General features: G+C 47.2%; 16 protein-coding genes and 3 tRNA genes. 5 read left to right on the top strand and 14 right to left on the bottom strand.

Annotation, left to right across the window (positions count from 1 at the left end; genetic code table 11):
* Positions 1 to 5: 5 nt before the first annotated feature.
* The 5 genes from BQ7480_RS13785 to BQ7480_RS13765 form a co-directional block, all read right to left on the bottom strand.
* Positions 6 to 88: transfer RNA gene (locus BQ7480_RS13785), tRNA-Tyr, on the bottom strand.
* A gap of 19 nt (positions 89 to 107) precedes the next feature.
* Positions 108 to 180, bottom strand: a tRNA-Gly gene (locus tag BQ7480_RS13780).
* Between the two features lie 5 nt (positions 181 to 185).
* Positions 186 to 271, bottom strand: a tRNA-Tyr gene (locus BQ7480_RS13775).
* 50 nt (positions 272 to 321) lie between these two features.
* Entirely contained in the window at positions 322 to 816 is a 495-nt protein-coding gene (ribH, locus tag BQ7480_RS13770; protein ID WP_072543322.1) for a 6,7-dimethyl-8-ribityllumazine synthase, read from the bottom strand.
* A gap of 140 nt (positions 817 to 956) precedes the next feature.
* Positions 957 to 1,634 carry a tetratricopeptide repeat protein gene (locus BQ7480_RS13765; protein WP_072543321.1) on the bottom strand — a complete coding sequence of 226 codons (678 nt, stop codon included), beginning with the start codon at positions 1,632 to 1,634 and terminating at the stop codon, positions 957 to 959.
* 147 nt (positions 1,635 to 1,781) lie between these two features.
* On the opposite strand from BQ7480_RS13765, the gene recF reads away from it, so the two are divergent.
* Both recF and BQ7480_RS13755 read left to right on the top strand, forming a co-directional pair.
* A complete protein-coding gene (recF, locus tag BQ7480_RS13760) occupies positions 1,782 to 2,903 on the top strand; it encodes a DNA replication/repair protein RecF (RefSeq protein WP_072543320.1) in 1,122 nt (373 codons plus the stop codon).
* Positions 2,890 to 3,180 (top strand): DciA family protein, encoded by a 291-nt coding sequence (locus BQ7480_RS13755; protein ID WP_007561091.1) that lies wholly within the window; start codon positions 2,890 to 2,892, stop codon positions 3,178 to 3,180. The genes recF and BQ7480_RS13755 overlap by 14 nt, the downstream gene beginning before the upstream one ends.
* Here the strand turns inward: BQ7480_RS13755 and BQ7480_RS13750 are convergent.
* From BQ7480_RS13750 to BQ7480_RS13725, 6 genes are read right to left on the bottom strand one after another with little or no spacing between them, the layout of a single operon-like run.
* Positions 3,148 to 3,693 carry a 5-formyltetrahydrofolate cyclo-ligase gene (locus BQ7480_RS13750; protein WP_235816743.1) on the bottom strand — a complete coding sequence of 182 codons (546 nt, stop codon included), beginning with the start codon at positions 3,691 to 3,693 and terminating at the stop codon, positions 3,148 to 3,150. The genes BQ7480_RS13755 and BQ7480_RS13750 overlap by 33 nt on opposite strands.
* A gap of 33 nt (positions 3,694 to 3,726) precedes the next feature.
* On the bottom strand, positions 3,727 to 5,379 hold the full coding sequence (locus tag BQ7480_RS13745; RefSeq protein ID WP_072544047.1) for a S41 family peptidase: 1,653 nt from the start codon (positions 5,377 to 5,379) through the stop codon (positions 3,727 to 3,729).
* 4 nt (positions 5,380 to 5,383) lie between these two features.
* A complete protein-coding gene (locus tag BQ7480_RS13740; protein WP_022354294.1) occupies positions 5,384 to 5,818 on the bottom strand; it encodes a dCMP deaminase family protein in 435 nt (144 codons plus the stop codon).
* A gap of 11 nt (positions 5,819 to 5,829) precedes the next feature.
* The gene (locus BQ7480_RS13735) at positions 5,830 to 6,303 is read right to left on the bottom strand and encodes a DUF4847 family protein (protein WP_072544046.1); all 474 of its coding nucleotides are present in this window, start codon (positions 6,301 to 6,303) and stop codon (positions 5,830 to 5,832) included.
* Between the two features lie 8 nt (positions 6,304 to 6,311).
* The gene (locus BQ7480_RS13730) at positions 6,312 to 8,351 is read right to left on the bottom strand and encodes a M3 family metallopeptidase (RefSeq protein ID WP_072543318.1); all 2,040 of its coding nucleotides are present in this window, start codon (positions 8,349 to 8,351) and stop codon (positions 6,312 to 6,314) included.
* Positions 8,352 to 8,376: 25 nt separating this feature from the next.
* The gene (locus tag BQ7480_RS13725; protein WP_072543317.1) at positions 8,377 to 9,063 is read right to left on the bottom strand and encodes a Crp/Fnr family transcriptional regulator; all 687 of its coding nucleotides are present in this window, start codon (positions 9,061 to 9,063) and stop codon (positions 8,377 to 8,379) included.
* Positions 9,064 to 9,245: 182 nt separating this feature from the next.
* Between BQ7480_RS13725 and BQ7480_RS13720 the strand changes: the two genes are divergently transcribed.
* From BQ7480_RS13720 to BQ7480_RS13710, 3 genes are all read left to right on the top strand, one after another.
* Complete coding sequence (locus BQ7480_RS13720) at positions 9,246 to 9,845, top strand: MarC family protein (protein ID WP_072543316.1); 600 nt, start codon at positions 9,246 to 9,248, stop codon at positions 9,843 to 9,845.
* 69 nt (positions 9,846 to 9,914) lie between these two features.
* Positions 9,915 to 10,988: a tRNA 2-thiouridine(34) synthase MnmA gene (gene mnmA / locus BQ7480_RS13715; RefSeq protein WP_072543315.1), complete on the top strand. Its 1,074-nt coding sequence runs from the start codon at positions 9,915 to 9,917 to the stop codon at positions 10,986 to 10,988.
* Between the two features lie 53 nt (positions 10,989 to 11,041).
* Positions 11,042 to 12,100 carry a tetratricopeptide repeat protein gene (locus tag BQ7480_RS13710; RefSeq protein ID WP_235816691.1) on the top strand — a complete coding sequence of 353 codons (1,059 nt, stop codon included), beginning with the start codon at positions 11,042 to 11,044 and terminating at the stop codon, positions 12,098 to 12,100.
* Between the two features lie 140 nt (positions 12,101 to 12,240).
* Here BQ7480_RS13710 and BQ7480_RS13705 read toward each other — a convergent pair whose 3' ends face one another.
* From BQ7480_RS13705 to BQ7480_RS13695, 3 genes are all read right to left on the bottom strand, one after another.
* Positions 12,241 to 12,903, bottom strand: coding sequence for an HAD family hydrolase (locus tag BQ7480_RS13705; RefSeq protein WP_072543313.1), 663 nt, complete (start codon positions 12,901 to 12,903; stop codon positions 12,241 to 12,243).
* 6 nt (positions 12,904 to 12,909) lie between these two features.
* Entirely contained in the window at positions 12,910 to 13,281 is a 372-nt protein-coding gene (gene folB / locus BQ7480_RS13700; RefSeq protein ID WP_072544045.1) for a dihydroneopterin aldolase, read from the bottom strand.
* 104 nt (positions 13,282 to 13,385) lie between these two features.
* Positions 13,386 to 15,929, bottom strand: a complete 2,544-nt coding sequence (locus BQ7480_RS13695; protein WP_072543312.1) for an adenosylcobalamin-dependent ribonucleoside-diphosphate reductase — start codon at positions 15,927 to 15,929, stop codon at positions 13,386 to 13,388.
* Between the last annotated feature and the right edge of the window lie 237 nt (positions 15,930 to 16,166).

Genomic DNA, 16,166 nt, shown 5'->3' with positions numbered 1-16,166 from the left:
TGCGGTGGGCAAGGATGGATTCGAACCACCGAAGGCGTAAGCCAGCAGATTTACAGTCTGCCCCATTTGGCCACTCTGGTACTTGCCCAACAGAATTTCAAAAAAAGAGCGGAAGACGGGACTCAAACCCGCGACCCTCAGCTTGGAAGGCTAATGCTCTATCAACTGAGCTACTTCCGCAAATTTGGTGGGCAAAGATGGATTCGAACCACCGAAGGCGTAAGCCAGCAGATTTACAGTCTGCCCCATTTGGCCACTCTGGTATTTGCCCGTCCGCAACCGAGATTTAGTGCTTTTCTCAATTGCGTTGCAAAGGTACGATTATTTTTTTAACTTGCAAACAAAATCAATCATTTTTATCGCAGTAACAGCACATTCGTCACCTTTATTCCCTAATTTGCCTCCAGCACGATCTTCGGCTTGTTGCATGTTGTTGGTAGTAATCAGGCCGTAAATCACTGGTGTGTCGGTGGTTGCATTCAGTTCGGTGATACCTTGTGTGGCTCCTGCACAAACATAGTCAAAATGGGGGGTATCGCCACGCACTACGCAGCCTAATGCGATGACGGCATCCACTTTTCCGCTTTTGATGAGCTGTGCGGAACCGAAAGTCAGTTCAAAACTTCCCGGAACCGGATAAACCAATATGTTTTCATCTTTGGCTCCGTGTTTTTTCAGGGTACGGACAGCCCCTTCGAGAAGGGCACCGGTGATATTGTGATTCCATTCGGATACGACGATGCCGAAACGCATCTGTGAGGCATCGGGTACGGAGTTGAAATCGTAATCAGAAAGATTGTGATAAGCTGTTGCCATATTTGTTGTTTTTAAAGGTTATTAGAGGATAAAAGAAACCGGACCGAAAAACTGGAGTACATCCGCAGATGCTTTGAGTTTTTCGGTCCGGCTTGAATGATGATACTCTTTTATGATAATAGAAGAATGTCTTGCTGGAATTATTTCAAAGAAGCACGTTCGATGTATTTGTCAATATCCATAGCCTGGTAAGAGTTACCGTATTTGTTCTTTACCTGTTTGTAAGCGTCTACGGCTTCTGCATTCTTACCTTGCTTTTCCAGAATCTGTCCGGCCTGAATCAGGTAAATCGGACTCAGTGACATGCTGTTGGCACGTTCGGCTGCTTTCAGTAAAGTAGCCACAGCCTTGTCAAGCTGACCTACCTGTGCGTAGCAGTTTCCCAGTGCTCCCATTACGGAAGGAGCTACCAGCAAGTCGCTGCCGCTGAATTTGTCTAGGTATTTGATGGCGTCTTCGTATTTGCCGAGCTGTGCATAGCAAAGACCTGCGTATGCGTTGGCCAGGTTGCCGGCATCTGTACCGCTGAACTGGTCTGCCAGTTTCACGAAACCTGCGTAGCCAAGGCTGTCGCCTTTCAGAGCCACTTCAAAGTTGTCGGCTCCGAAATATTGTTCGCCTTTGAAAATAGCTTCAGAGGCTTTCAATTCATTGGGCTCGGCAATGAAATGCTTGTATCCGAGGTAACCTCCAACAATGACAACCAAAGCGATTACTATACCTAACAGTAAATTCTTGTTTTTGAGAAGAAATGCTTCCGAAGTGCTGAGCGCTTCGTCTACATTCAATGGGTCATGAGTGTGTTTTTGTTCAGTCATTTGATATTTGTTTTTTATTATTTTCAAAATCCACTTATTCGGACAGCAAAAGTAGTTTATTTATACTTATAAACGAAATTTGCGGGCAGTTTTTTTAATGAATCTTGCTTTTATTGTTAATTTTGTATCCTAAATAACAAGAGTTTTATGTGGCTTAAACGCATTTCAATCGTAAACTATAAGAATCTGGAGCAGGCGGAACTGACTTTTTCCCGTAAGATGAACTGTATCATCGGCAAGAACGGGATGGGAAAGACCAACCTGATGGATGCCGTATATTATCTTTCTTTCTGTAAGAGCGCAACCAATCCCATTGATTCTCAGAATATTCGGCATGAACAGGATTTCTTTGTGCTACAGGGTTTTTATGAAACGGACGGCGGCGATCCGGAGGAAGTGTATTGCGGGTTGAAACGCCGTCAGAAAAAACAGTTCAAGCGGAACAAGAAGGAATACACCCGTTTGTCGGACCATATCGGACTGATACCGCTGGTCATGGTTTCTCCGGCGGATACGCTGCTGATAGCGGGAGGAAGTGAAGAACGCCGACGGTTCATGGACGTGGTGATTTCGCAGTTCGACCGTGAATACCTGGATGCGTTGATTCGTTACAACAAAGCGCTGGCACAGCGGAATACGTTGTTGAAAGCGGAGCTCGAGCCGGATGAGGAGCTGATGAATGTGTGGGAGGAAATGATGGCTTCTACGGGAGAGATTGTGTTCCGCAAACGTCGGCAGTTTATTGATGAGTTTATTCCGATTTTCCAGTCGTATTATGCTTATATTTCCCAGAACCGGGAGCAGGTGAAACTGTCGTATCAGTCGCATGCGGCAGAGGGAGACTTGCTGACCTTGCTGCGTGAGAACCGGCAGCGGGACCGGGTGATGGGATATTCCCTGAAAGGTATTCACAAGGACGACCTGATTATGCAACTGGGAGAGTTTCCCATGAAGCGGGAAGGCTCGCAGGGGCAGAACAAAACGTATCTGATTGCGCTCAAGCTGGCACAGTTTGAATTCTTGAAGCGGACAGGAAGCGGTACTACTCCTTTGATTTTATTGGATGATATCTTCGACAAGCTGGATGCCTTGCGGGTGGAACAGATTGTGAAGCTCGTGGCAGGCGACAGTTTCGGGCAGATTTTCATTACGGATACCAACCGTGACCATCTGGACCGTATCCTGAAAAAGATTGAGGGGGACTATAAGCTGTTCGAGGTGGAAAACGGCGAGGTATCAGAACGAAAGGAAGGTTATGAAGCGGAATAATACGGAACAGATAGGGGATGTGCTCCGGCAGTTCCTTCGCCAACAGGGGCTGGAGACCCCCTTGAACGAATATCGGCTGGTGGATGCCTGGAAGGATGTGGTGGGACCGGTCATCACCCGTTACACTACGAATCTGTTTATTAAGAACCAGGTGCTTTATGTCAGCCTCTCTTCCTCGGTCATCCGCCAAGAACTGATGATGGGGCGGGAGATGCTGATTCGTAACCTGAATGCGCAAGTAGGCTCACAAGTTATCGTGAACATTGTGTTCCGTTGAGTATACACATCCTTCTTCAGTCCAAACCTCGTGCATGGGGCGGTCTGTAGGTTCTGTCGGTATGTGAGGGCAGAGCTGGAAATGAAAGCAGACACCTATATTATAGGAATGAAGTCGGGAAAGAGCACGGTCATAGTATCCCTTTCCACGTCCCAATCGGTTTCCAGTGCGGTCGAAGGCTACACCGGGAACGATGCTCAGTTCGATTTCAGCTAAGTTTTCCACTTTTCTTCCGGTCGGTTCTTCAATGCCGAATGAACCGGTCTGTAATGATTTTTTTCCTTCGTAATACCGGAATTCCAGTTCGTCTCCTTTTACCAGTGGCAGTATGATGCGCTTGTGCGGATACCACCGTTCGATAAACGCATGAGTTTCTACTTCATCGGGCAGGGAGTGATAGAGCAGGATGGTTTTTGCCTGTAAAAATAAAGGATGGTCTTCCAGCTTCTGGAATAAGCTGGAAGACCATTCCGCTTTTTGAGAAGCGGAGTATTTCCGCTTCTCTTGTGCCATCTGTTTGCGTAATTCTCTTTTGTCCATGAGATTTTATTTCTTTTTCTCATTGGAAGTCTCCACCTCAGGAGCCTGTGGGAAAGACTCATCCTTTTCCAGAATTTCTACCGCCTTCAAAACCGTTTTATCGGTTTCATTCAGGAATTCCACATACGCCTCCATGCCCAGCATGTTGTAGATAATGTTTCCGTAAAGGCTCATTTCAAAAAGCTGACGTGATTTGGCCATCAGATTGTTGCGGCGTTTCAATCCTTTCTTTTCGGCCCATGCGGCAAAATTGTTCAGCAGGTTCTGTTTTTTCAGGTATTCCTCCATCTTTTCCGAAGTGTCGTATTTCTGCAATACGCTACGGTTCTGGTCGGTGTATTCGAAGGTGTAGCGGATAATCAGTCCTCGGTTGGCCGCCATTCGGAAATAGGAAGTCATACCCGTGGTATCTTGCGGAACGAAGATATCGGGCATGATGCCTCCTCCTCCATACACCGGACGTCCCAGACGGGTGTGGTAGACTTCTGTTTCGTTCTGCTTGATACTGTCGGCCGAGAAGAACTCTCCGTGTTCGTAGCGGGTGAGCAAATCCAATTCATATTCCGATTCTTTCCCTTTTTCGTATGGCTTCTGAATGCAACGGCCCGACGGAGTGTAATAACGGGCGATGGTCAGGCGGATGGCAGAGCCGTCGCTGAATTCAATGGGTTGCTGTACCAGGCCTTTTCCGAACGAACGGCGTCCGACGATGGTTCCGCGGTCATTGTCCTGGATGGCTCCGGCAAAGATTTCGCTGGCAGAAGCCGAGCCTTCGTCCACCAAAACCACGAGCGGCATTTTCTGGTTGCTTCCCGTACCGTTGGAGTTGTAGTCCTGGCGCGGGGATTTCCGTCCTTGTGTGTACACAATCAGGCGGTTGTCGGGAAGAAATTCGTTGACCATCTGGATGGCAGCAGCCATATACCCTCCTGTGTTTCCACGAAGGTCTATAATCAGTCCCTCACAGTGCTTCTGAGCCAGTTTGGCCAAGGCTATCAGTAATTCCGGGTATGTGGTTTCACCGAACTTGTTGACTTTGACATAACCCACTTTTTCGTTAATCATGTAGGCTGCGTCAATACTTTTGACCGGAATGTTGCCACGTACGACTGTAAAATGCAGCAGCTCTTTTTCTCCCGGGCGGTACACACCGAGTTTGACCTTGCTGCCTTTTTCGCCTTTCAGGCGCTTCATAGCCTCTTCGTTGGTTACGATTTTTCCCACGAAGGCAGAATCATCTACTTCCACGATGCGGTCGCCTGCCATCAGTCCCACCTTTTCGGACGGGCCTCCCTGGATGACGCTGTTCACATGGATGGTGTCATTCTGGATGGTAAACTGGATACCGATGCCACTGAAGCTGCCTTTGAGGTCGGCTGTAACGGCCTCCAGGTCTTTGGCTGGAATATATGAAGAATGTGGGTCAAGTTCTGAAAGAATCTGTGGCATGGCTTCTTCCACCAGGTCGCTGATATTGACGGTATCCACATACTGGTCGTCGATGATACGCAACAAGGCATTCAACTTGTTGGAGGACGTGTTGATGATACCCAGTTTGTTGCCGGAAAAATGGTTGGCATAGAATGTACCGATGGCGATACCTGCAATCAGGCAGATGGCCAGCAGAAACGGAATAAAGCGTGTACTATTGTTTTTCATATTTTTATTCATTGGGGTTAAGATATACAACTTCAATATGAGCTCGTTTCAGTAGGTCCAGTCCGTCTTCCAAGCGGTATTTCTCAGCGTAGACCACCCGTTTGATGCCAGCCTGAATAATCAGTTTCGCACATTCGATGCAAGGGGAGGCGGTGACATACATGGTAGCCCCTTCACTGCTGTTGCTGGAACGGGCTATCTTGGTGATGGCATTGGCTTCCGCATGGAGCACGTAAGGGCGGGTTACTCCGTTTTCGTCTTCACACACATTCTCAAATCCGGCCGGTGTACCATTGTATCCGTCCGAGATAATCATCTTGTCTTTGACGATTAAGGCTCCTACCTGACGCCGCTTACAATAAGAGTTTTCGGCCCAGATGAGTGCCATGCGCATATAGCGCTTGTCTAGGATTTCTTGTTTATGTTCTGATGGTTCCATAATGATGCTGCCTAGTTGTTAAAACCTTTGGGGTAAAATTGAATGTAATGATTCTTGTCGAGGTTAAAGAGCTTGATGAGCCGTGAACTGCCCCGATAGAATTTCGCGTTGGTTATTTCGTCATAAAAGGTCTTGTCCAGTCCGCTGCGGTTTCCGTTAGGCTTCAGCTGGATAGAAAAGCTTTGGTCATCCCCGTTGGCACTCCATGTGCCGGTAAAGTTGAAACTGCTTCCGTTTCCTTCCACTGTGCCGTCTTCTTTGAAAATGATATTGTATTTGTCTTGGCCATCATTGATTCTGGCCAGTTCATCCCGCGTCAAAGTGGAATTGAAGTTGTTGTCATCTTTCCAGTCGCTGGTGCTGTAAGAGCCGCTCCAGTGCCATGTCTGGCCGCTGGAGAAAATTTCATGTACATCGTCTTTCTGGTTACATCCGGCCAGCAGCAGGATTAACGTAAAGAAACAGTAGATTTTGAATGTTTTCATTTGTATGTTCATTTTATTCCATTTCTTTTTAACAATGCGTCGATGGTCGGTTCCTGTCCCCGGAAGCGTTTGTAAAGCGTCATCGGATGTTCGGTGCCCCCTTTTGATAAAATATTTTCCCGGAAGGAACGTGCCGTTTCCGGATTGAAGATTCCTTTCGCCTTGAAAACCGAAAAGGCATCAGCATCCAGTACTTCCGCCCATTTGTAACTGTAGTATCCGGCTGAATAGCCGCCCGACATGATATGCCCGAACTGTACGCTCATGCAGGTGTCTTCCAGCTGTGGAAGCAGTTGGGTGCTTTGCCAGGAAGCTTTCTCGTATGCCTTTACATCTCCCTCAAACGGGGTCTGGCGGGTGTACCAGGCCATGTCGAGCAATCCGAAACTGACTTGACGCAGGCAAGCATAAGCTACGTTGAAGTTGGAAGCATCTACAATGCGTTGAATCAGTTCCTCGGGAATCGGTTCGCCCGTCTGGTAATGACATGCGAATGTATTTAAAAATTCTTTTTCTATGGCAAAGTTTTCCATGATTTGTGAAGGAAGTTCCACAAAATCCCAATACACGTTCGTACCGCTCATACTTTGGAAGCGAGTATTGGCAAACATGCCGTGCAGAGCATGGCCGAATTCATGCAGGAAGGTGTTGACCTCCGAGAAAGTCAGCAAGGCTGGTTTGTCTTTTGTGGGTTTGGTGAAATTCATGGTTACGGAGACGTGCGGACGACTGTTGGTGTCATTGTCTTCTATCCATTGCTCTTTGTAGCTGGTCATCCATGCGCCCGAACGTTTGCCTTCACGGGGGTGAAAGTCGGTATAAAGTACGGCTAGGAAACTACCGTCGCGGTCGAACACCTCGTAGGCCTGTACATCCGGATGGTACACCGGAATTTCTTGGTTTTCCTTGAAGGTGATGCCATACAGGCGGGTGGCCAGTCCGAATACGCCCGCTTTTACGCGGCTTAGTTCAAAATAGGGACGGAGCGCTTCTTCGTCGAGACTGAATTTCCGGTTCTTCAGCTTTTCTGCATAATAAGAAAAGTCCCACGGCATCAGTTCGAAGTCGCTTCCTTCCAGTTCACGGGCCAAAGTGCGGATTTCCTCCACTTCCTTCCGGGCCACAGGGGTATAGGCCTCCAGTAAGTCGTTCAGCAGCTTGTACACATGGTCGCTGTTTTCGGCCATACGCTTTTTCAGTACGTATTCCGCATAATTGGAGAATCCCAACAGCTGAGCCAGCTCCATGCGCAGGTTGACCAACCGTTTTACGATGTTCAGGTTGTTGAATTCGTTATCGTGGCAACATTGGGTGTTGTAGGCCATGTAAAGTTGTTTGCGCAGCTCTCTTTTATCGCTGTATTTCATAAAGGGTACGTAGCTGGGGGCCTGCAGGGTGATAATCCAGCATCCGTCTTTCCCCTTCTCATGAGCGGTATGGGCCGCTGCTTCCACGGCACTTTCCGGCAGTCCGGCCAAATCGTCTTCGTGTTGTAGAACCAGTTCGAAGCTGTTCGTCTCTTTCAGATGGTTCTGTGAGAATTTCAGAGTCAGGCTGCTCAGTTCCATGCTCAGCTTGCGGAAAGTCTCTTTGTCCTTTTCCGGCAGGTTGGCACCGTTACGGACAAATCCGTCGTATGACTTTTCCAACAGGCGCCGTTCTTCCGGTGTCAGCTGAAGTGAGTCCCGCTGTTCATATACCGCCTTGACCCGCGTAAACAATGTCTCGTTGAGGCTGATGTTGTTGGCATGTTCCGAAAGTTCCGGCGTCATTTTCTCCGCAATGGCTTCCAGTTCATCGTTTGTTTCCGCACTCAGCAGGTTGAACAAGACGGTGGTGACTCTGTCCAGGGTCTTTCCGGCATGTTCCAGTGCCAGAACCGTGTTCTGGAAGGTAGGCATCTCCGGATTCCCGGTGATTTGCCGAATTTCCTCATCTTCCAGGCGCATTCCTTCCCGGATAGCCGGTTCGTAGTCTTCTATCCGTATCTGCTGGAAAGGAGTGGTGTCGTGGAGGGTATGATAGGGTTGCAAAAATGGATTGTTCATAAAGCTAGTCTGTAAAAATTTAGGTTTATTCTTTTTTGTCCGAAAGGAGAATTACCTCCCTTAAATCGGGAATGCTGAACGTGCGGCGTCCCAGTTGGATTAAGCCTCGGTTCTGGAGGTCGTTCAGCACGTTCGACACATTGATGCGCGTGTCGTCAATCAGCCGGGCGAGGTCTTCCATCCGGATGGACAGTTTCTTCGGACCGTAAGGCGTCATGCAGCGCAACAGAAGAAAGTTGATGATTTTATCACGTGTCTTCCCGATATGGGAATTCCACAGTTTGTTGTAAATTACCTGGCTCCGGTTGCTCAGCATGTTCATATAGTTCAGGTTGAACACTTCATAGCGGCACAATTCGTTGAGAATGTAGGATTTCTCAATGTGCAAGGTATTTACTTCGGTCAGCGCAGTGTATGATGCCGTAAAATAAGGGCGCATTCCAAACAAGGAATAAGGCTCGATGACATTCGGACTTTTAAAGTTTTCCCACAAAGTGTATTTGTGCGGAGCATCGTTGGATTCTATCTGTACTTCTCCGTCCAGCACAAAAATAAGCTGGTCGCACGGAGTATCTTGTTTTACCAGGCAGCTTCCAGGTTCATATTTATTGAAGTGAATCTTTACTTTCTCCAGGATGTCGGTAAAGTCGAATTTCGACATCCCTTGAAACAGAGGGAGCTGTAAAAGCTTGTCGTACATTGTCAATTCCATCTCTCGTTAACTTTATTAAGTTATCTTTTAACATACAAAGTTAAGTATATTTCCTCAGTGCAGCAGTTCCTTGATTATAGGTTTTATCTTTTTTATTCTTTCTTACAGTCTGATAATGTTTGTCAAATCTTGCAGGTGTATAAAAAAATGATAACTTTGCAAAAGTAATTTGGATAATAACAATGATTGGATTTGATTTTCAACAGTTTTTAAGTGCCTTTATCGTCCTTTTTGCCGTGATTGATATCATTGGCTCTATCCCTATCATTCTGGATTTGAAGCAGAAAGGGCGGGCTGTAAATGCCCCTAAGGCCACTTTTATCGCTTTTGCGCTTCTTCTAGGTTTTTTCTATGCCGGCGACATGATGTTGCGTTTGTTTCAGGTGGATATTGCTTCGTTTGCCGTAGCCGGTGCTTTTGTCATTTTTCTGATGTCGCTGGAAATGATTCTGGATATCGAAATTTTCAAGAATACAGGACCTATCAAAGAGGCCACTCTGGTGCCTTTGGTGTTCCCTTTGCTGGCAGGTGCCGGCGCATTTACCACTTTGTTGTCGTTGCGGGCGGAATATGCGCCGATTAACATTGTGTTGGCGTTGATATTGAATATGGTGTGGGTCTATATCGTATTGAAGCTGACAGACCGCATCGAGCGCATGCTGGGAAAAGGAGGAATTTATGTCATCCGTAAATTCTTCGGCATCATCTTGTTGGCCATTTCGGCCCGTTTGTTTACAGCAAACCTTACTTCATTGATAGAGCAGTTTCAGGCTTTGAAATGAGATATACCCTGAAAAGGGTATTGTTCACTTAGAATCTAGGCGGTATTTTTGCCGCTAAAAAAGATAAATATGAAGATAGCAGCATTGATTTCGGGAGGAGTTGACAGCGCGGTAGCTGTACATCTGTTGTGTGAACAAGGGTATAAGCCAGATTTGTTTTACATAAAGATTGGTATGGATACGGATGAGGAGCTGACGTGTACGGCGGAAGAGGACATAGAACTGGCTTCTGCCACTGCCCGGAAATATGGGCTGCCGTTCCATATCGTGGATTTGCAGAAGGAGTATTGGGACAATGTGGTGGCTTACACCATCGATAAGGTACGGCGTGGGCTGACTCCCAATCCGGATGTGATGTGTAATAAATTGATAAAGTTCGGTTGTTTCGACCAAAAGGCCGGACATGACTATGATAAGATAGCTACAGGACATTATGCTTCTACACTTGTAATTGACGGGCATACGTGGCTGGCTACAGCCAAAGACCCGGTGAAGGACCAGACGGATTTCTTGGCACAGATTGATTACCTTCAGGTGTCGCGACTGATGTTCCCGTTGGGCGGATTGATGAAAGAGGAAGTGCGGGCGTTGGCTTTGAAGGCTTCCTTGCCAAGTGCCAGACGGAAAGACAGTCAGGGAATCTGTTTCCTGGGTAAGATTAACTACAATGACTTTATCCGTCGTTTCCTGGGTGAACGGCCAGGATTGGTGGTTGAGTTGGAGACAGGAAAGGTCATCGGACAGCATCGGGGGTATTGGTTCCATACCATTGGGCAACGCAAAGGGTTGGGACTGGGTGGCGGTCCGTGGTTCGTCGTAGATAAGAATGTGGATGAAAACATTATCTATGTGTCGCATGGTTATGATACAGAAAAGCAGTTTGGCTACTCCTTTTACTTGAAGGACTTCCATTTCATTACCTTGAATCCTTGGAAAGAACCGGAAACTGAAGTTTGTTTCAAGATACGCCACACGGATACCTTTCAGACTGGAACCGTCCGTTTTTCGGAAGACGGATTGCTGGTGTCCAGCGCGGAGCCGATACAGGGGATAGCCCCTGGGCAGTTCGGGGTGATTTATGACAAGGATGCTCGCCTGTGCATAGGCAGTGGCGAGATAAGAACAAGGGAATTTTTAAAGTAGAAAGGCTGACTATGCGAATTTCTTTTCAACTGAATACGGTTGCCCCTTTTCGTATGAAGGAACTTATACGCAGGCTGGAGGTACCGGTAAAGGTGACGCTTCAGGGCACGTATCAGGGAAAAAATCTGTATTATTTTCATCGTCCGGAATATTCCACGACTTCATTTGCTATTTCAGAAGACCAGAAGGGGAAGGTGGTGGTGGCCATGGACGGTTTGTCTTCTTATGATGATTATAAGTTCTTTCCTTATCTGATTGACACACTGGGGTTGTGTCTGAACGGACATAGTCCGAAACTGGTATCGGGAGAGGATGGAAAGACTTATTCTGTGTATGAACGCTTGGGAACGCAGTGGATTGAAGACTGCATAGGGGAAGAGATTGCTTCGTTGAAGGTGGTGCTTTCCGTTGTGCCCCGTTGTTATCTGGAATTGCCTAAAGAAGGTATCCGCTATGTTTCGCTCGAACAGCTGAAGCAATATGGGGTGAATCTTCATTCTTCCACTTCCCGTATTTATGGCTACATCCAGTATTTGTTGCAAAAGGGATGGCTTTTGGAAGCAACGCGGGATGAATTTATAGCCGACAGTCTGGCTTATGCCATGGACGTGGAAGTGGATGTGCCACAGCATGTATCAATCGGTCGTGTCAAGTCATGGCAGTCCGACGGTACGGAAACCTGGGAAAGTTTTTCACAGGAAGACGTGGATATGCTCTTGGAGCTGGGAAAGGAATACCGCGAAGGAACCCGTGTGGATGGAGTGGTTTTGAATGACATCGGAACGTTATATCAGGAAGGAGTCGGGGTGGATTCCGATGGCTATGAAGCTGAGTTCTGGTTCAAAGAGGCTGTCCGTCAGGGTGATTTGACCTATGCCTCGGCCAATCTGGGAGATTTGTACCGCAAGGGATGCGGTCGGTTGCCTGTGTCCTTGCCGCAGGCTTTCGAGGCTTACCGCCACTCATCCGATCCTTATGCCTTTTATCGGATTGGACAAGGATACGAAGAAGGTTGGACCGGAACTCCCGACCTCCATCTGGCTATGTTCTGGTATAAGAAAGCGGCTCAGGCAGGGCATCATCTGGCCCTTAAACGACTGTCAGAGTCGTGATTTATCTTCTTCCGAAAAGTGATTAGCGTCTTATTCGAAGCATCCTTTTGTCTGTAATAAAGCACCTTTACGTCTGGCATAGAACGTAAAGGCGTTTTTTTATGCCCGTAAATTGTGGTGTGAATGCGCGGGCTGTGATATTAGATATTGGATAATTGCAGGAAATGGCTGATATCCTCAGGCTTTTCCGCCAGCAAATCCGGGTGAAATTCCTCCAATTCACTTTTCGGCCGGAAACCCCAGCATGCTCCGATGGTGGTGACTCCTGCGTTGAGTCCGGTCTGCATGTCCACTCCGGAGTCGCCGATATAGACCACTTCTTCTTTGCTTACTCCGGCCATTTGTATGATTTCATTTACCACCTGAGGATCTGGTTTGGTCGGTACGTTGTCCCGCTGTCCGAAAACTGCCGTGAAATGGATGGCAGGAAAATATTGTCCGATGAGTTTGGCGGTGGCTTCTTGATATTTGTTGGAGGCTACGGCAAGCTGGAGATGATGCTGTTGCAGCAGGTTGAGCAGTTCTTCGATGCCGGGATAGGGACGGCTTAAATCTGCATTGTGGATATTGTAGTAGGGGACAAACTTCGAACGGATGCGTATGACGTTTTCCAGAGTCCTTTCCTGTTCGGGAAGTGCCCGTTCAAAGAGTTTGTTGATGCCGTTGCCTACAAAAAAGCGATAGGCGTCGGTCGGATGAGTAGGATAGCCGAATTGAGTCAAGGCGTAATTGGTAGCCGCGGCCAGGTCGGCAATCGTGTTTAGCAAAGTTCCGTCTAAGTCAAAAATCACAAGTTTCTTCATATCGCGTTAGTTTTTGGTGTAAGTTGATTCCACTCCGGTTTCCCTACAGTCTGCCCCCATGGGAGGATTCTGCTTGAACAAGGCAATCTTGACTTCCGTAAGGGTGGGGAAGTCCCGGAACAACCGTTCGGCAATGCGTTGGACGACGTGTTCCAGTAGGCGGGAAGGCACTTGCATCTCTTCTTTCACCACCTGAAACACCTCTGCATAATTGAGCGTATAATTCAGGTCGTCTGTTTGCGATGCGCGGCTGAAATCCGTTTTTAGCCGCAGATTGAGGGTGAATTCGGCACCCACCTTGTTTTCCTGAGGGAGTACGCCGTGGAAGGCATAGATTTTCAGTCCGTTCAGGTGAATGTACATTTCAGATTGTTTCATGTTGAAGGGGATATAAGAGAGGCATGAATCCGGCGCTTGTTCAAAGCTTCTTGCCAGATTCATGCCCGATATGGTTGAGTAATTCACTCGAATGTCATAAATTCTTATCCGCAGCGTGAAGAACCGCAAGTCTTGCAAATCAGACAGCCCTCCTGATATACCAGGGTTTCATGGCCGCAGTTCGGACATTTCACGCCTTTGGCTTCAGTACCGTCCTGCACGTATTTCTTCAGGGCTCTTTCCACTCCGTTCTTCCACGTGTTGATGCTTTCGCTATCCAGTTGCAGAGAACTTACCAGCTTGATGACCTGTTCAATCGGCATTCTCCAGCGGAGCACACCCGAAATCAGCTTGGCATAGTTCCAGTATTCTTTGTTGAACTTTTCAGAAAGTCCTTCGATGGTCATCTTGTAGCCACGTTTGTTTTCGAACTGGAAGTCGTAATGTTTGGTACCGTCTTCGTCGTAGCTCTTGATGATACGTCCGGAGGTAATAGATTTCGGCAATACGATGCCTTCCTCATCATCCTGCAGACCAGTGAAGATTTCGTAAGGTCTTCCATCGAGCAGACCGACAAATGCCACCCATTTTTCCTTGTTGTTCTGGAAACGTACCACGTCGGCTTCCAACACTTTCGGGCGTACCTCCACTACCTGAGGCGGTTTGCAGCGGCATTCCTCTTCTTCTTTCTTGTCTTTCTTCTTTGTTGAAAGCAGTACGCCGGCACGGGAGCCATCCCGATATACGGTACAACCTTTACAGCCAGAACGCCAAGCTTCTACATAAAGCTGGTTCACGAGGTCTTCGCTTACGTTGTTCGGCAGGTTGATGGTCACACTGATGGAGTGGTCCACCCATTTTTGGATACGTCCTTGCATCTTCACCTTCATCAGCCAGTCCACATCGTTGGAAGTGGCTTTATAATACGGTGATTTAGCTACCAGTTCGTCAATTTCCTCCTGTGTATAGCGTTTGTCTGGATCGTAGCCGTTCACTTTCATCCAAGTCAGGAATTTGTGATGGAACACTACATACTCTTCGAATGCATCTCCAGTTTCATCCACGAAATCTACATGAACGTTTGTATCATTCGGATTGACTTTCCGGCGACGTTTGTACACAGGCATGAATACCGGTTCAATACCCGAAGTAGTCTGAGTCATCAGACTGGTAGTTCCTGTCGGTGCAATCGTCAGGCAGGCAATGTTCCGTCGGCCATACTTCTTCATTTCTTCGTACAATTCAGGGTCGGCCTCTTTCAGACGGTTGATGAACGGGTTGTTCTTTTCACGCTCTGCGTCGTAGATTTCGAAAGCCCCACGTTCCTTGGCCATGTTTACGGAAGAACGGTAAGCTTCGAGGGCGATGGTCTTGTGTACTTTTTCAGAGAATTCAGTAGCCTCTTCCGTACCATAACGCAGTCCCATGGCAGCCAACATATCACCTTCAGCCGTGATACCTACACCCGTACGGCGTCCCAAGCCCGATTTACGATAAATCTTTTCCCACAAGTGGCGTTCTGTCCCTTTCACTTCCATGCTTTCAGGGTCAGAATCTATTTTTTCAAAAATCCGTTCAATCTTTTCCAGTTCCAGATCGATGATGTCGTCCATTATGCGCTGTGCCAATGCCACATGCTTCTTGAACAGTTCAAAATCAAAGTAAGCTTCCGGAGTAAATGGATTTACTACGTATGAATACAGGTTGATGGCCAGCAGACGGCAAGAGTCGTACGGACACAGAGGAATTTCGCCACAAGGGTTTGTTGAAACCGTGCGGAAACCTAAGTCGGCGTAACAGTCGGGTACAGACTCACGAATGATGGTATCCCAGAACAACACCCCCGGCTCTGCCGATTTCCATGCATTGTGTACAATTTTTTTCCACAGTGCCGAAGCATCAATATCCTTGGCGACCATCGGGTTGGCCGAATCAATCGGATATTGCTGCGTGTAAGGCTTTCCTTCAATGGCAGCCTGCATGAAGGCATCGTCCAGTTTCACGGAAACGTTAGCCCCAGTTACTTTTCCTTCCGTCATTTTGGCATCGATGAACGCTTCTGAATCCGGGTGCTTGATTGATACAGTCAGCATCAGTGCACCGCGACGTCCGTCTTGAGCAACCTCACGTGTAGAGTTGGAGTAGCGTTCCATAAAAGGAACAAGTCCGGTGGAAGTCAAGGCCGAGTTTTTCACCGGAGAACCTTTCGGGCGGATGTGCGACAAGTCATGTCCTACGCCCCCACGGCGTTTCATCAGTTGTACCTGTTCTTCATCAATGCGGATGATGGCACCATACGAGTCGGCATTTCCGTCAAGTCCGATTACAAAACAGTTGGACAGCGACGCAATCTGATAATTGTTGCCAATTCCCGTCATCGGACTACCTTGCGGTATGATGTACTTGAAATGGTCGAGCAAATCGAAAAGTTCCTGAGAGCTGAGAGCATTAGGATATTTTGCTTCTATGCGAGCCACCTCATTGGCAATTCGCCAATGCATGTCCTCAGGCGATTTCTCATAGATGTTTCCAAATGAGTCTTTCACAGCGTATTTGTTTACCCAAACACGAGCTGCCAGTTCGTCTCCTTTGAAATACTCCAACGAAGCATTATAAGCTTCATCGTAGCTATACGTTTTCTTTTCCACGGTTGTTTGTATATGAATAAGTTTGTTCGCAATAAAATGATAAGTCGCAAAATGTAGAAGGTCGTTTTATTTCTAACAAACGTCTGCAAAGCTAAAGATGTTTTTTTAATTCGCAAAATAAAAAAGTAAGAAGTTATCAACAGTGTGAGTGGTTTTCTATTTTAAAATATTAGATATCTGATAATTAGTGTATTATAAAATTTGACGTATTGAAAAGTTTTCCGTTTTGGAAAACTT

The sequence above is a fragment of the Bacteroides mediterraneensis genome, from assembly GCF_900128455.1.
GTDB lineage: Bacteria > Bacteroidota > Bacteroidia > Bacteroidales > Bacteroidaceae > Phocaeicola > Phocaeicola mediterraneensis.
This window is presented reverse-complemented; position numbering and strand designations above follow the sequence as displayed.

Bases quoted from the DNA above. Each gene is read 5' to 3' on its own strand.
- BQ7480_RS13755 (WP_007561091.1), top strand. From the start codon at position 2,890: ATGAAGCGGAATAATACGGAACAGATAGGGGATGTGCTCCGGCAGTTC.
- BQ7480_RS13710 (WP_235816691.1), top strand. From the start codon at position 11,042: ATGAAGGAACTTATACGCAGGCTGGAGGTACCGGTAAAGGTGACGCTT.
- recF (WP_072543320.1), top strand. From the start codon at position 1,782: ATGTGGCTTAAACGCATTTCAATCGTAAACTATAAGAATCTGGAGCAG.
- folB (WP_072544045.1), bottom strand. From the start codon at position 13,281: ATGAAACAATCTGAAATGTACATTCACCTGAACGGACTGAAAATCTAT.
- BQ7480_RS13750 (WP_235816743.1), bottom strand. From the start codon at position 3,693: ATGGCACAAGAGAAGCGGAAATACTCCGCTTCTCAAAAAGCGGAATGG.
- BQ7480_RS13705 (WP_072543313.1), bottom strand. From the start codon at position 12,903: ATGAAGAAACTTGTGATTTTTGACTTAGACGGAACTTTGCTAAACACG.
- BQ7480_RS13740 (WP_022354294.1), bottom strand. From the start codon at position 5,818: ATGGAACCATCAGAACATAAACAAGAAATCCTAGACAAGCGCTATATG.
- BQ7480_RS13765 (WP_072543321.1), bottom strand. From the start codon at position 1,634: ATGACTGAACAAAAACACACTCATGACCCATTGAATGTAGACGAAGCG.
- BQ7480_RS13725 (WP_072543317.1), bottom strand. From the start codon at position 9,063: ATGGAATTGACAATGTACGACAAGCTTTTACAGCTCCCTCTGTTTCAA.
- BQ7480_RS13745 (WP_072544047.1), bottom strand. From the start codon at position 5,379: ATGAAAAACAATAGTACACGCTTTATTCCGTTTCTGCTGGCCATCTGC.
- BQ7480_RS13720 (WP_072543316.1), top strand. From the start codon at position 9,246: ATGATTGGATTTGATTTTCAACAGTTTTTAAGTGCCTTTATCGTCCTT.
- ribH (WP_072543322.1), bottom strand. From the start codon at position 816: ATGGCAACAGCTTATCACAATCTTTCTGATTACGATTTCAACTCCGTA.
- BQ7480_RS13730 (WP_072543318.1), bottom strand. From the start codon at position 8,351: ATGAACAATCCATTTTTGCAACCCTATCATACCCTCCACGACACCACT.
- BQ7480_RS13735 (WP_072544046.1), bottom strand. From the start codon at position 6,303: ATGAAAACATTCAAAATCTACTGTTTCTTTACGTTAATCCTGCTGCTG.
- mnmA (WP_072543315.1), top strand. From the start codon at position 9,915: ATGAAGATAGCAGCATTGATTTCGGGAGGAGTTGACAGCGCGGTAGCT.